The 12008-nt window shown below is 68.5% G+C and carries 11 protein-coding genes; 5 read left to right on the top strand and 6 right to left on the bottom strand.

Annotated features, from left to right (window positions below):
- Positions 1-2 precede the first annotated feature (2 nt).
- The 3 genes from NDI79_RS02265 to NDI79_RS02255 form a co-directional block, all read right to left on the bottom strand.
- Positions 3-1901, bottom strand: coding sequence for a 2-oxoacid:acceptor oxidoreductase subunit alpha (locus NDI79_RS02265; RefSeq protein WP_310926827.1), 1899 nt, complete (start codon positions 1899-1901; stop codon positions 3-5).
- Between the two features lie 207 nt (positions 1902-2108).
- Positions 2109-3260 carry a chorismate synthase gene (gene aroC / locus NDI79_RS02260; RefSeq protein WP_310926826.1) on the bottom strand — a complete coding sequence of 384 codons (1152 nt, stop codon included), beginning with the start codon at positions 3258-3260 and terminating at the stop codon, positions 2109-2111.
- A 99-nt stretch (positions 3261-3359) separates the two neighbouring features.
- The gene (locus NDI79_RS02255) at positions 3360-3827 is read right to left on the bottom strand and encodes a hypothetical protein (protein WP_310926825.1); all 468 of its coding nucleotides are present in this window, start codon (positions 3825-3827) and stop codon (positions 3360-3362) included.
- A 144-nt stretch (positions 3828-3971) separates the two neighbouring features.
- On the opposite strand from NDI79_RS02255, the gene NDI79_RS02250 reads away from it, so the two are divergent.
- The gene (locus NDI79_RS02250) at positions 3972-4454 is read left to right on the top strand and encodes a DUF6653 family protein (RefSeq protein ID WP_310926824.1); all 483 of its coding nucleotides are present in this window, start codon (positions 3972-3974) and stop codon (positions 4452-4454) included.
- Between the two features lie 3 nt (positions 4455-4457).
- Here NDI79_RS02250 and aroA read toward each other — a convergent pair whose 3' ends face one another.
- A complete protein-coding gene (gene aroA, locus NDI79_RS02245) occupies positions 4458-5759 on the bottom strand; it encodes a 3-phosphoshikimate 1-carboxyvinyltransferase (protein WP_310926823.1) in 1302 nt (433 codons plus the stop codon).
- A gap of 138 nt (positions 5760-5897) precedes the next feature.
- Here aroA and NDI79_RS02240 point away from each other — a divergent pair, with 138 nt between their 5' ends.
- On the top strand, positions 5898-7070 hold the full coding sequence (locus tag NDI79_RS02240) for a M24 family metallopeptidase (protein WP_310926822.1): 1173 nt from the start codon (positions 5898-5900) through the stop codon (positions 7068-7070).
- Between the two features lie 30 nt (positions 7071-7100).
- Here the strand turns inward: NDI79_RS02240 and NDI79_RS02235 are convergent, their stop codons facing one another.
- Both NDI79_RS02235 and NDI79_RS02230 read right to left on the bottom strand, forming a co-directional pair.
- The gene (locus NDI79_RS02235) at positions 7101-7613 is read right to left on the bottom strand and encodes a hypothetical protein (protein ID WP_310926821.1); all 513 of its coding nucleotides are present in this window, start codon (positions 7611-7613) and stop codon (positions 7101-7103) included.
- Between the two features lie 266 nt (positions 7614-7879).
- The gene (locus NDI79_RS02230) at positions 7880-8725 is read right to left on the bottom strand and encodes an SDR family oxidoreductase (protein ID WP_310926820.1); all 846 of its coding nucleotides are present in this window, start codon (positions 8723-8725) and stop codon (positions 7880-7882) included.
- Between the two features lie 144 nt (positions 8726-8869).
- On the opposite strand from NDI79_RS02230, the gene NDI79_RS02225 reads away from it, so the two are divergent.
- The 3 genes from NDI79_RS02225 to surE all read left to right on the top strand — a co-directional run bounded on the left by NDI79_RS02225 (position 8870) and on the right by surE (position 11976).
- Positions 8870-9667 (top strand): prephenate dehydrogenase/arogenate dehydrogenase family protein, encoded by a 798-nt coding sequence (locus tag NDI79_RS02225; protein WP_310926819.1) that lies wholly within the window; start codon positions 8870-8872, stop codon positions 9665-9667.
- Positions 9664-11103 carry a small ribosomal subunit Rsm22 family protein gene (locus NDI79_RS02220; RefSeq protein ID WP_310926818.1) on the top strand — a complete coding sequence of 480 codons (1440 nt, stop codon included), beginning with the start codon at positions 9664-9666 and terminating at the stop codon, positions 11101-11103. The genes NDI79_RS02225 and NDI79_RS02220 overlap by 4 nt, the downstream gene beginning before the upstream one ends.
- 75 nt (positions 11104-11178) lie before the next feature.
- The gene (surE, locus tag NDI79_RS02215; protein ID WP_310926817.1) at positions 11179-11976 is read left to right on the top strand and encodes a 5'/3'-nucleotidase SurE; all 798 of its coding nucleotides are present in this window, start codon (positions 11179-11181) and stop codon (positions 11974-11976) included.
- Positions 11977-12008 lie beyond the last annotated feature (32 nt).

Below are 12008 nucleotides of genomic sequence, written 5' to 3'. Positions count from 1 at the left end.
GGTTAGTCACTCGCTGCGGGGACGAATTTGGTCTCGTGGGTGGGCAGTTCCTCACCCTCGACGATGCTCGTGACGAAGCCCTCGGTGATCTCCTCGGGTTCGAACGGGTTGCCGTTGTACTTGAGCAGACTGGAGAGCTTCTCGCCGTACTTGCCGATCTCCTTCTGCGTGAGGCCGCGGAACTGCGCCGAGGCGTTCATCTCGACGACGAGACACTCGTCGACGCTCTCGAGGAACTCCGACACCTGCTCGACCGGGTACGGCGCCATCTCGCTGACGCCGAGGGCCTTCACGGAGTGGCCGTCGTCGTTGAGGCGGTCGACGGCCTCCTCGACGGTCCCCTGCTGGGAGCCGAACGTCATGATGCCGTACTCGGCGTCCTCGGGACCGTACTGCGTGTTGTTCGGCACCTCGCCGTCGTCGAGTTCGGCGCGGATGGCTTCGAGTTTCTCCATCCGGCGGTTGACCTGGTAGACGCGGTTGTCCGGGTCCTCCGCGATGTGACCGGCGGGCATGTGCTCGTTGCCGGTCGCGAGATAGCGGCCGCCCTTCTGACCGGGGATGGACCGCTGACTGACGCCGTTCTCGCCTTCGTACTGGAAGCGGTTGTACTTCCCGGAGGGGTCGTGCGGCGCGTCCGCGAGGTCCTCCTCGGAGATGACCGAGCCGATGTCGCCGTTCGGCTCCTCGTCGAAGACGCTGGCCGGGACGTTCTGAAGCTCCCCGCCGTTCTTCTGGTCGTAGAGGACGATGCTCGGAATCTGGTACTCGTAGGCGATCTGGAACGCCTTACGCGTCTGGTGGTACGCCTCCTCGGCGCCCGCGGGCGCGAAGACGACGCGGTGGGAGTCACCCTGCGAAGTGTACAGGACGTGTTCGAGGTCGCCCTGTTCGGGCTTCGTCGGCATGCCCGTCGAGGGGCCGGCGCGCATGGCTTCGACGAGGACGACCGGCGTCTCGGTCATCTCCGCGAGGCCGAGCGGTTCGGACATCAGCGCGAACCCGCCGCCGGAGGAACCGGACATCGCCTTCGTGCCGGCGTGGGAGGCGCCGATGGCCAGCGCCGCCGCCGCGATTTCGTCCTCGACCTGCTCGGAGATACCGCCGACCTCGGGCAGGTTCTGGGACATGATGGTGAAGACCTCGGTCCACGGGGTCATCGGGTAGCCCGCGATGAACCGGCAGCCCTCGTCGAGGGCGCCGTAGGCGATGGCGTCGGACCCCGAGAGAAGCACCTGCTCCTCGTCGTGTTCGCCCTCGGGCACCGAGATGTCCGGGGCATCGACGTCGTACTCCTCCTGAACGAGGTCGTACGCCGCCTGCAGGATTTCGAGGTTGGGGTCGAGAATCTTCTCGGGCATCGCATCGCGCATGAGGTTCTCGATCCACTCGGTGTCGATGCCGGCGATGGCGCACGTGACGCCGACGCCGGCCGTGTTGCGCATGACCTCGCGGCCGTGTTCGCGCGCCATCGTACGGAGGTCGATGTCGTAGACGTGCCAGCCGTTCTCCTCGACTCGCTCGTCGAAGTCCTCTATCTCGCTCGTGTCGAGCAGTCCGGAGTCGTAGACGATGACCCCGCCTTCGCGGAGTTCGTCGAGGTTCTCCGAGAGGGGCTTGACCTCCTCGTTACCGTAGTACGCGTTCTCCTGCGGGTTGCGGGCGAACGAGTCGCCCAGCGCCAGCAGGAAGTTGTAACCGTCCCCGCGGGACTTGACGGGGTCGGCGGAGGCGCGAATCTCCGTGTACGTGTGGCCGCCGCGAATCCGCGACGGGTAGTGACGGTGTGTGAATACGTGAAGCCCCGAGCGCATCAGGGCCTTTGCGAAGTTCTGGCTCGTCGAGGCGATACCGTCCCCAGAACCGCCTGCAATTCGCCAGATAAGTTCATCGTCAGTCATATCTTCCACTCAGGCCCGCGAGGGCCACTGACTCAAATTTCGTGAGGAAGCGATTAAAGGCTTTGCTATGAGTTAACAAGGAAAGATGATGATAGACCTAATATTCATAGTACGCCCCGTGAAATCGGTCAGGTTTTGGACGGGTGACCAGTTTTCGGCGCGAGGAGGCGCAAGAATCGTCTCCGCGTCGGTTCCCCTCGGGGGACGTTACTCGTTGTCGGGACTTCGGGGGTGGTAGTCGGTGTCGTACTCGCCCGGATTCCCGTCCATCCGGTCGGGGTTGACGCGCCCGCCGAGGAGCATGAAGTCGACGATGGTCAGATACAGCATCGCCTCGACGACGGGGACGGCCCGCGGCGGGAGCACCGGGTCGTGTCGGCCGACGACCTGGATGTCCTTCTCCTCGCCCGTCTCCCAGTCGACCGTCTTCTGCTCTTTGGGTATCGAGGTGGGCGCGTGCCACGTCACCTCGCCGAATATCGGCTGCCCCGTCGTGATTCCACCTTGAATGCCGCCGTGTTTGTTGCCGACGGGCGTCGGGTCGCCGTCCCCGTCGAACTCCCAGTCCTCGTTTCTGTCCTTGCCGGTCCACTCGCGCGCCTCGCGGCCGAGGCCGAACTCGAATCCCGTCGTCGCCGGGATGGCCATCATCGCCTGCCCGAGGCGGGCGGGGAAGGCGTCGAATCGCGGCGCGCCGAGGCCGCGGGGGACGCCGCGCGTCTCGAAGTAGATGGACCCCCCGATGGAGTCGCCCTCCTGCTGGTACTGCTCTATCTTCTCCAGCATCTCCTCGGCCGTCTCGGGGTGCGCACAGCGCACCTCGTTCTCCTCGGTGTGCTCGACCATCTCCTCGAACGTCACCGGCGGCGCCTCCACGTCGCCGATCTGGTTCACGTGCGCTTTCGCCTCGACCCCCTCTTCTTCGAGAATCTTCTTGGCCACCGCACCGGCGGCCACCCAGTTCACCGTCTCGCGCGCGGAGGACCGGCCGCCGCCGCCCCAGTTGCGCGTGCCGAACTTCGCGGAGTAAGTGAAATCGCCGTGCGAGGGTCGCGGCGCCGTCACGTACGGTTCGTACTTGCCCGACCGGGCGTCCTTGTTCTCGATGACCATCCCGATGGGCGTGCCCGTCGTGTAGCCGTCCTGCGTCCCCGAGTTGATGGCGACGGCGTCGGGTTCGCCCCGGGAGGTGGTTATCATCGACTGTCCGGGCTTTCGCCTGTCGAGTTCCGCCTGCACGTCGTCCTCGTCGAGTTCGAGACCGGCCGGACACCCCGAGACGGTGACGCCCATCGCGTCGCCGTGGCTCTCGCCGTAGGTCGTCACCTGGAAGAGTCGGCCGAAGCGGTTGCCGTTCATTACCCGTCGCTCTGTGACGCGGGCATTTAGGCTTTGTAGAAAGGCGCAAACGCGGCGGTCGACTCGGGAGACCGGGCGCCGCCCTCGACGAGCGCCGACTTACGGGAGCGTTCCGTCGGCGGCGTAGCAGTTGAATCGAAGGCGCACGGTCGCGCGTTCCTCGCCGTCCGGGGCGATTAAGGCGACCGTGTACTCGCCGTGAACCGGGGGGCGACCGAGCGGGACCGCGTACAGTTCGCCCTCCTCGGAGGTGAATATCGAGTAGTCCTCGGGGTCGAGGTCGCTCATGTCGCGGTTGTCCGACAGCGGAATCGAGGCGACGAGGTCGCCGTCGGTGTTTCGTACCCTGACCGCGCGACCAGCGCCCCCGGCCGCGGCCTCCTCGGAGACTAACACCCCGAGAGCGACCTGCTCGTCGCCCTCTATCGGGGCGACTCGACGGAGATGTTCAGAGCCGCTTCCGAGGCCCTCGCTGGAACAGTGAGCGATCTCCTCCGTTCCGAGACAGCCGGCAACGAGACCCGAACCGCCGGCGATTCCTCCGAGAAGCGCACGTCTGGAGAGCATACGCCGGAGTGTCGCCGAACAGTTACATAGTGCTGTGGGTGTCGGCTCGCGCCTCCGCTCGCCGGATGCCGCTCCCGGACGATACGAAACCGGTCGGCGGCGCTCTCGCCGATGCTATAACTCCCCCGAGGTTCTCGTACCGGCATGACACCTTTCGATGGAACGCTCCGCGACCGACTCGAAGAGACGTTCTGGGCGCGCCACGCGAACCCGTGGAGCGCGGGGACGCGTTTTCTCGCGCTTCCGGCGCTGATGACGGCCGTCTACCGCCGCGACCGACGACTCCTCCTCGCGACGCTGGCGTTCGTCGCCGTCAACCCGGTGTTGTTCCCGCCGCCGGAGCGGACGGACTCGTACCTCAGCCGCATCGTCCTCGCCGAACGCGAGTGGTTGCGCGAGGACGGGGGAACGATGGGAACGGACTACCCGAACGTCCTCAACGTTCTCAACGCCGCGGCGACGCTGTACGCCCTCGTCTCGGCCCTGCGCCGCGACCGCCGGGGTACCGTCCTCGGGACGCTCTGCGCGATGGCGTTCAAACTCTGGTGGGTCGACGCCGTCGTCCGGGAGACGGGCGTGACCGGCGAGGGGTCGGCGGACGGGCCGGCACAGTCGAGCGGCGAGTAGCGCCTACTCGTCCCGCCGAACCGACGCGCCGAGCGATTCGAGCGCCTCGAAGAAGTTCGGAAACGACACGTCGACGTGTTCGGCGCCGGTCACCGTCGTCTCGCCGTCGGCGACGAGGCCGGCCACGGCCAGCGACATCACGATTCGGTGGTCGCCCCTCCCGTCGACCGTCGCGCCCGTCAGGTCCGTCTCGCCGCCGTGAATCGTGAGTCGGTCCGTCTCCTCGGTGACAGAGGCGCCCATCTTCTCCAACTCCTCGGCCATCGCGCGCACGCGGTCGGTCTCCTTGTAGCGAACGTGCTCGCAGTTCTCTATCACGGTATCGCCGTCCGCGACGGCGCCGAGGACGGCGACTGTCGGCAGGAGGTCCGGCGTGTCGCCCACGTCCACCGTCGTCCCCGAGAGGTCGGCGCCGGAGACGGTGAGTTCTCCCGCGTCGCGGTCCCACTTCACCTCCGAGCCCATCTCGCGGACGATGTCCACGATTGCGGCGTCGCCCTGCGCGCTGGGTCGGGCGCCCTCGACGACCACTGATTCCCCCTCCGCGCCGGCCGCCGCGCCCGCCGCGAGGAGGTAGGAGATGGAGGAGAAGTCGCCGGGCACCTCGTACTCGCCGCCCGCCGGGTCGTAAGACTGCCCGCCGGCGACGGCGAAGCCCGATTCGGTCCGTTCCGCGTCGACGCCGTATTCGCCTAAGAGTTCCAGCGTGATATCGACGTACGGCGCCGATTTGAGCTCCGTCTCCAGTTCGATATCGATTCCCTCCTCGGTGACGGCCCCGGCCATGAGGAGCGCGGAGATGTACTGCGAGGAGACGTCGCCGGGAATGGAGACGCTCCCGCCGGTCATACCCCCGCCGAGGACGAGGGGCGCCTGCCCGTTGCCGCGGGTGGACTCCCCGCGGGCGCCCAGCGACTCGACGGCGTCGAGGAGCGGACCCTGCGGGCGCGAGCGGAGCGAGTCGTCCCCGGTGAGGACGGTCAGTCCGTCGCCGAGGGCGGCGCAGGCGGTGACGAGACGCGTCGTCGTCCCCGAGTTCTCGCAGTTCACCACGTCGTCCGGCGTCTCGGGTCGGCCGCCGAACCCGGAGACGGAGAGCGAAGATTCGTCCTCGGACAGTTCGGTCTCGCCGCCGGAGGCGTCCACGAACCGCATCGTCGCCTTCGTGTCGGCGCTGACGAGGGGGTTCCGAACCGTCGCGTCGGCGCCGTAGCCCGCGGCGAGAATCGCCCGGTGGGTGTAACTCTTCGACGGCGGGGCGCGCGCGCGCCCCTCGACGCGAGACGGCGAGATGGTGACGTCCATGCCCTCCGATGGCGCGGGGGCCCGTATGAGGGTACCGGAGGCGGCGAGGATTCCCGTCCCCGCTCCGGCCGGCGCCCGCGCTCTCCGCACCGTTCCGGGACGCGTGCGCTTATGCGTCGCCGCGCCGAAGCCGGCCCCATGGATCCGGACCTCTCGTCGCTCGACGCCCTCCTCGACGAGGAGGACGCCGACGGCTACCTCGTCGACGACACGAGCCACAACTCGACGCAGCAGTACCTCTCGGGGTTCGAGGCGCACGACCCGTTCGTGACGCTGTACACCCCCGAGGCGACGGTGCTACTCGTCTCCACGCTGGAGTTCGGGCGCGCGAAGAAACAGAGCCGCGCCGACGAGGTGCGCCGCCTCGCCGAGTACGACTACCGCGACGTCGTCGCCGAACACGGCCCCGCCGAGGCGAAGGCGCGCGTCCACGCGTCGTTCCTCGACGACTACGGCGTCTCGGACGTCCTGACTCCCGAGCGGTTCCCCCTCGGCCCCGCCGACGGCCTCCGCGACCGCGAGGTGTCCGTGACCCCCGACCACAGCGACCGGGTGACCGAGATTCGCGCGACGAAGACCGACGAGGAAATCGAGCACGTCCGCGCGGCCCAGGAGGCCAACGAGGCGTCGATGCGCGCCGCGGAGGAACTCATCGCCGACGCCGACGTCGAGGACGGCCGCCTCGTCCGCGACGGCGAACCGCTGACGAGCGAACGCGTCAAAGAGGAGATAGAGGTGACGCTGCTCCGACACGGCTGCGGACTCGACGACACCATCGTCGCCTGCGGCGCCGACGCCGCCGACCCGCACGACCAGGGGAGCGGCCCGCTCCGCGCCGACGAGCCGATTATCATCGACATCTTCCCGCGGTCGAAGACGACGGGCTACCACGCCGATATGACGCGGACGTTCCTGAAGGGAGAGCCCTCCGAGACGCTACGCGAGTGGTACGACCTGACCCACGAGGCGCTGGACGCCGCCTTCGACGCCGTCGAACCCGGCGTCACCGGCGCGGACGTCCACAACGTGGTCTGCGACGTCTACGAGGAGGCCGGCCACGACACCCTCCGGTCGAACGCGATGGCCGAGACGGGGTTCATCCACTCGACGGGCCACGGCGTCGGCCTCGACGTGCACGAACTCCCGAGTCTGTCGCCGTCCGGCGAGGAACTGAAGCCGGGTCACGTCATCACCGTCGAACCGGGGCTGTACGACCCGTCGGTCGGCGGCGTGCGCATCGAGGACATCGCCGTCGTCACCGAGGACGGCTACGAGAACCTCACGTCCTACCCGGTCGAGTTGGTCGTCTGAGGACGGTGAGACGCGAGAGAGACGGGAGAATCAGCCGCCGGAGGACTCTTCTGCGGCCTCGCCGTTCGCCTGCGACCACTGGCTCTGCGCGCTCTCGTACTCCGAGAGGAGCGATTCGAGGGCTTCGGCCGTCGTCGAGGTGAGAACGCCCGCCGCCTGTCTGACCACCTCGCCGTCCTCGACGAGGAAGGCGTAGATGGTCTGCTCGCCGAGGATGCCGAGTCGGCGCTGGAAGGCCTGCTTGTCGACCGGAACGAACACCGTGTTGTCGGCCAGTTTCCGGCGCGCGTTGTCCGGGGAGAGGCCGCCCATCACCGAGGGGGGAAGCATCCCGCCCCGACCGCCCGTGACGAACAGTTCGTAGTAGTCGAAGTGGTCGTACTCCTCGCGGAGTTGGTTGGCGAACCCGCGCCAGGAGTCCACCAACGTCTGCTGTCGGTTGTGGAAACTCAGAACGACGAGCGTCTGCTCCCCCTCGAAGTCGACGGGGAGGTGGACTCGCCGACCGTCGCTGGTTCGCCCGGGGACCGAGGGGAATTTCATCACTGAGAACATCAAATCGAGACCGTATAAACCTACGCAATTATCAAAAGTAGAGAACTAGTCTGACGCCCGTCAGCCCGCCTTCCCGGTCGATTCCCGAGAACGGCCGTTCCCGTCGGCCGTACGTGAACTCCGGAGAGTTTCCGAGATATCGAGCCCGTACCAGTCTCTCGTCGAATCCGACCGGCACTCCGCGGCGGCCGTGTCTCGACGATACCACATAAGCGTACGGTTCCGAAAATCAGATTCGATACTCTCTTTTCGGCTCAGTCGGGACGCTCGTACTCGGGGTCGAACAGGTGCGCGGACATCGGGCCGGGCGAGGACCCCTCCACGACGTTGTACCGGTCGAACTCCTCGACGCCCGCCTCCCGGAGGAGTTCCTCGTCGTAGAACGCGTTGCCCGTGCACTCGGACGGGTCGCGGCGCAGAATCTCGACGACGGCGTCGCAGACTATCTGCGGCGTCCGCCAGTCCTCGGGCGACCCCATGCCGAAGTGCCGCGTCGCCTCGGACTCGATGGCCGAGACGGGCCAGAGACTGTTCACGCCGATTCCCTCCCCCGAGAGCTCCCCCGCCAGCGACTGCATCACGACGGTCATCCCGTACTTCGAGACGGCGTAGGCGGCCATCCCCGGCCGCGCGGGGTTCGCCACCGGCGGCGAGAACGCGAGGACGTGCGCGCGGTCGCTCTCCCTCAGGTGCGGCAGGGCCGCCTGCGTCGTGACGTACGTCCCGCGGACGTTCACGTCGGTGAGAAGGTCGAACCGCTTCGGCGGCGTCTCCTCGAACGGCGCCATGTGGATGGCGCCCGCGTTGTTGATCAGGATGTCCAGACCGCCGAACTCCTCGACGGTGTCGGCTACCGCCGCTTCGACGGACTCCTCGTCGCGCACGTCCAACTCCTTCCAGATGGATTCGCCGCCGCGTTCGCGTATCTCCTCGGTCGTCTGCGTTATCGTCCCCGGGAGTTCGTCTCTCGGTTCGACGGTCTTGCCGGTGGAGACGACTTTCGCCCCCTTCTCGGCCAGTTCGAGGGCCAACGCCTTCCCGATACCGCGACTCGTTCCCGTGATAAACGCTACACGTCCGTCGAGTTTACTCCCGGTCATGGCTCCCCTACCGCAGCCGAGTACTTCACGTTTCCTCACGCGCGCGGACGGGACGCTCGAGGGGAAGGAGAACGGCGCGAGAAGTCCGAGAGCGCGTCCCGTCACCGAACCCCTTTTGACGGCCCCGGCGCGTAGTCGGCGGCGATGGAGGTACTGGTCGTCGGCGCGGGCGAGATGGGTCGGTGGACGGGCGCGACGCTCGCCCCCGAGTTCGACGTGGCGTACGCGGACCGCGACGCCGCGGCCGCGCGCGACGCCGCGGCGACGACCCCCGACGCCCGACCGGTCGCCCTCGACGACCCGGAGACGTTCGACGCCGTCTGCCTCGCGGTGCCCATCTCGGCCGCCGCGGACGCCGTCGCCGACCACGCCTCACGCGCCGACCGCGCGGTGTTCGACGTGACGGGGGTGATGGCCGCGCCCGTCGCGGCGATGCGCGAGGCCGCAGAGAAAAAAGAGCGACTCAGTCTCCACCCCCTCTTCGCCGCGGCGAACGCGCCCGGCAACGTCGCCGCCGTCCGCGACGCCCCCGGCCCCGTCACGGACCGCGTCTGCGACGCCTTCGCGGCTGCCGGCAACCGCGTCTTCGAGACGACGCCCGAGGAGCACGACGAGGCGATGGAGACCGTTCAGGCGGGGGCGCACGCCGCCGTCCTCGCCTACGCGCTGGCGGCCGGGGACGTGCGCGAGGAGTTCGCCACCCCCGTCTCCGAGGCGCTCTCGGCGCTCGCGGAGACGGTGACCGGCGGCACCCCCCGCGTCTACCGGGAGATTCAGGAGTCGTTCCCCGGCGCGGACCGCGTCGCCGACGCCGCGGCCGAACTCGCCGCGGCGGACGCCGAGGCGTTCGAGCGACTGTACCGGGAGGCGAACGCGAAGCACGCGCACACGAGTTCGGACGCGGAGAGCGGGGAGGAGACGGAGGAGAACGAGCCACCATGATAGACAGAGACGCCGTCCGGTCGAACGCGAAGTATCTGCGGAACGTCCGGCCCGTCGACCCCGAGGAGATATGCGAGTACATCGAGGGGACGCCCCACCCCGCCGTCGTGCGCGAGACCCTGCGCGAGGAGGCGTTCGACCTCGGCATGGTCGAACGCGACGACGGGACGTTCGTCCCAGTCGAAGACGACCCGGTCCCCTATCGAGACTGGGCGCCGACCGAGTTCCCCGAGGAGCACGCCTTCCGGTTCGAGGACCTCCTCGTCGAACGCCACGGCGTCAACTGGCACCGCGGCGAGTCGGGTGACCGACTCCGCGAGTCGATTCGCCGTCTCAAGGAGGACTACTACTACCAGAACGACGTCGAGTACGACGCCGACGCCGCCCTCGGCTACGGCATCTACCACCTGCCCGACTACTACGCCGCGATAGGCTACGTCCTCGACGACCTGGCGGAGAACGGCCTTCTCCCGCGGACGCTCCGCGTCCTCGACGTGGGCGCGGGCGCCGGCGGCCCCGCCCTCGGCCTGCACGACTACTTACCGGAGGACTCCCTCGTCGAGTACCACGCCGTCGAACCGTCCGCCTCGGCCGACGTGCTCGACCACATGGTAGCGGGAACGCGGTCGAACTTCAAGACGGAGATACACCGCGAGACGGCCGAGGCGTTCGACCCCCTCTCGATAGTTCCCGACGGTGAGGGGTTCGACCTCGTGCTGTTCGCCAACGTGCTCTCGGAACTCGACGACCCCGTCGCCGTCGCGGAGCGTTACCTCGAATCCGCCGCCGCCGATGGGTCGTTCGTCGCCCTCGCGCCCGCGGACCTGAACACCAGCACGGGCCTCCGCGAGGTCGAACGCGCTCTCGCGCCCGCCGACGGCGGCGCGACCGTCTACGCGCCGACGCTCCGCCTGTGGCCCGGCCACGTCCCCTCCGACCGCGGGTGGTCGTTCGAGGCGGGCGCGGACGTCGCCGCACCGGCGTTCCAGCGCCGACTCGACGAGGCGGGCGCGGCGACGGAGGGGCGGACGCCCGGCGACGGCACCTTCGCGAACGAGACGGTGCAGTTCTCCTCGACGGTGCTCCGCCGCGACGGGAAGCGACGGGTCGACGTGACCGCCGACGGGAGTCGGTACGCGAAGATGGCCGAGATGGAGCGACACGTCACGAACCGCATCGACCTCCTCGCGGTGAAACTCAGCGGCGACCTGAGCGAGGGGGAGGGTTCGAACCCGCTGTTCAAGGTGGGCGACGGCAGCGAGGCCGTCGAGCACTACGCCGTCCTCACCAAGCGTGACGCCCTGAACGAGGCGGTGGCCCGCGCGGGGTACGGCGACGTGCTCGCCTTCGAGAACGTCCTCTGTCTCTGGAACGGCGACGAGGGGGCGTACAACCTCGTCGTCGACGCGGAGACGGTGGTCGACCGGGTGGCCTGAGAAACCGAGCGTTCGGGCGCTCCGTCGGACCCGCGGGAGCGGTAGACATTTGCCCGGTCCGCCGAACGGACGGTCGTGAGCGAGTCACTGTCTCTCCTCCTGACGAACGACGACGGCGTCGGCAGCACCGGGTTTCGCGCGCTGTACGACGCGCTGGACGCCGTCGCAGACGTGACGGCCGTCGCGCCCGCGGACGACCAGAGCGCCGTCGGCCGGAAGATGTCGCACGACGTGGCGGTGACCGAGCACGAACTCGGCTACGTCGTCGAGGGGACGCCCGCCGACTGCACCGTCGTCGGTCTGGAGGCGCTCTGCCCCGACGTCGACATGGTCGTCGCCGGCTGCAACAAGGGAGCGAACCTCGGCGCGTACGTCCTCGGGCGCTCCGGCACCGTCAGCGCCGCTGTCGAGGCGGCGTTCTTCGACGTGCCCGCCATCGCCGTCTCGATGTACATCCCGTCCGACGACGACACGCCGTGGCACGAGAAGGCGTCGGACCCGGCGGACTACCGGCACGCGACGGCGGCGGCGGCGTATCTCACCGACCGCGCTCCCGACGCGGGCGTCTTCGAGGAGGCGGAGTACCTGAACGTGAACGCGCCGATGGCGACGGGCGAGGAGGACCCGGCGCCGCTGGAAGTGACGACGCCGTCGACGCTGTACGAGATGACCGCGCGGCACGACGGGAACGGGCGCGTCACGCTCCACGACGGCGTCTGGGAGATGATGCGCGACGGTGACCTGCCCGACCCCGAGGGCACCGACCGCCGCGCCGTCGTCGAGGGTCGGGTGTCGGTGTCGCCGCTGACCGCGCCGCACACGACGATGCGGCACGACGCGCTCGACGCCCTGGCGGCGTCATATCGGCAGTAAAAACAGCGGGCGACGGACCGCCGTGAATCGGA

Origin of the sequence: Halogeometricum sp. S3BR5-2, from assembly GCF_031624635.1 — an archaeon.
Classification (GTDB): domain Archaea; phylum Halobacteriota; class Halobacteria; order Halobacteriales; family Haloferacaceae; genus Halogeometricum; species Halogeometricum luteum.
This window is presented reverse-complemented; position numbering and strand designations above follow the sequence as displayed.

Excerpts from the sequence above, each read along its gene's own strand:
- aroC (WP_310926826.1), bottom strand. The coding sequence starts at position 3,260 with ATGAACGGCAACCGCTTCGGCCGACTCTTCCAGGTGACGACCTACGGC.
- NDI79_RS02250 (WP_310926824.1), top strand. The coding sequence starts at position 3,972 with ATGACACCTTTCGATGGAACGCTCCGCGACCGACTCGAAGAGACGTTC.
- NDI79_RS02220 (WP_310926818.1), top strand. The coding sequence starts at position 9,664 with ATGATAGACAGAGACGCCGTCCGGTCGAACGCGAAGTATCTGCGGAAC.
- NDI79_RS02235 (WP_310926821.1), bottom strand. The coding sequence starts at position 7,613 with ATGAAATTCCCCTCGGTCCCCGGGCGAACCAGCGACGGTCGGCGAGTC.
- aroA (WP_310926823.1), bottom strand. The coding sequence starts at position 5,759 with ATGGACGTCACCATCTCGCCGTCTCGCGTCGAGGGGCGCGCGCGCGCC.
- NDI79_RS02230 (WP_310926820.1), bottom strand. The coding sequence starts at position 8,725 with ATGACCGGGAGTAAACTCGACGGACGTGTAGCGTTTATCACGGGAACG.
- NDI79_RS02265 (WP_310926827.1), bottom strand. The coding sequence starts at position 1,901 with ATGACTGACGATGAACTTATCTGGCGAATTGCAGGCGGTTCTGGGGAC.
- NDI79_RS02225 (WP_310926819.1), top strand. The coding sequence starts at position 8,870 with ATGGAGGTACTGGTCGTCGGCGCGGGCGAGATGGGTCGGTGGACGGGC.
- NDI79_RS02255 (WP_310926825.1), bottom strand. The coding sequence starts at position 3,827 with ATGCTCTCCAGACGTGCGCTTCTCGGAGGAATCGCCGGCGGTTCGGGT.
- NDI79_RS02240 (WP_310926822.1), top strand. The coding sequence starts at position 5,898 with ATGGATCCGGACCTCTCGTCGCTCGACGCCCTCCTCGACGAGGAGGAC.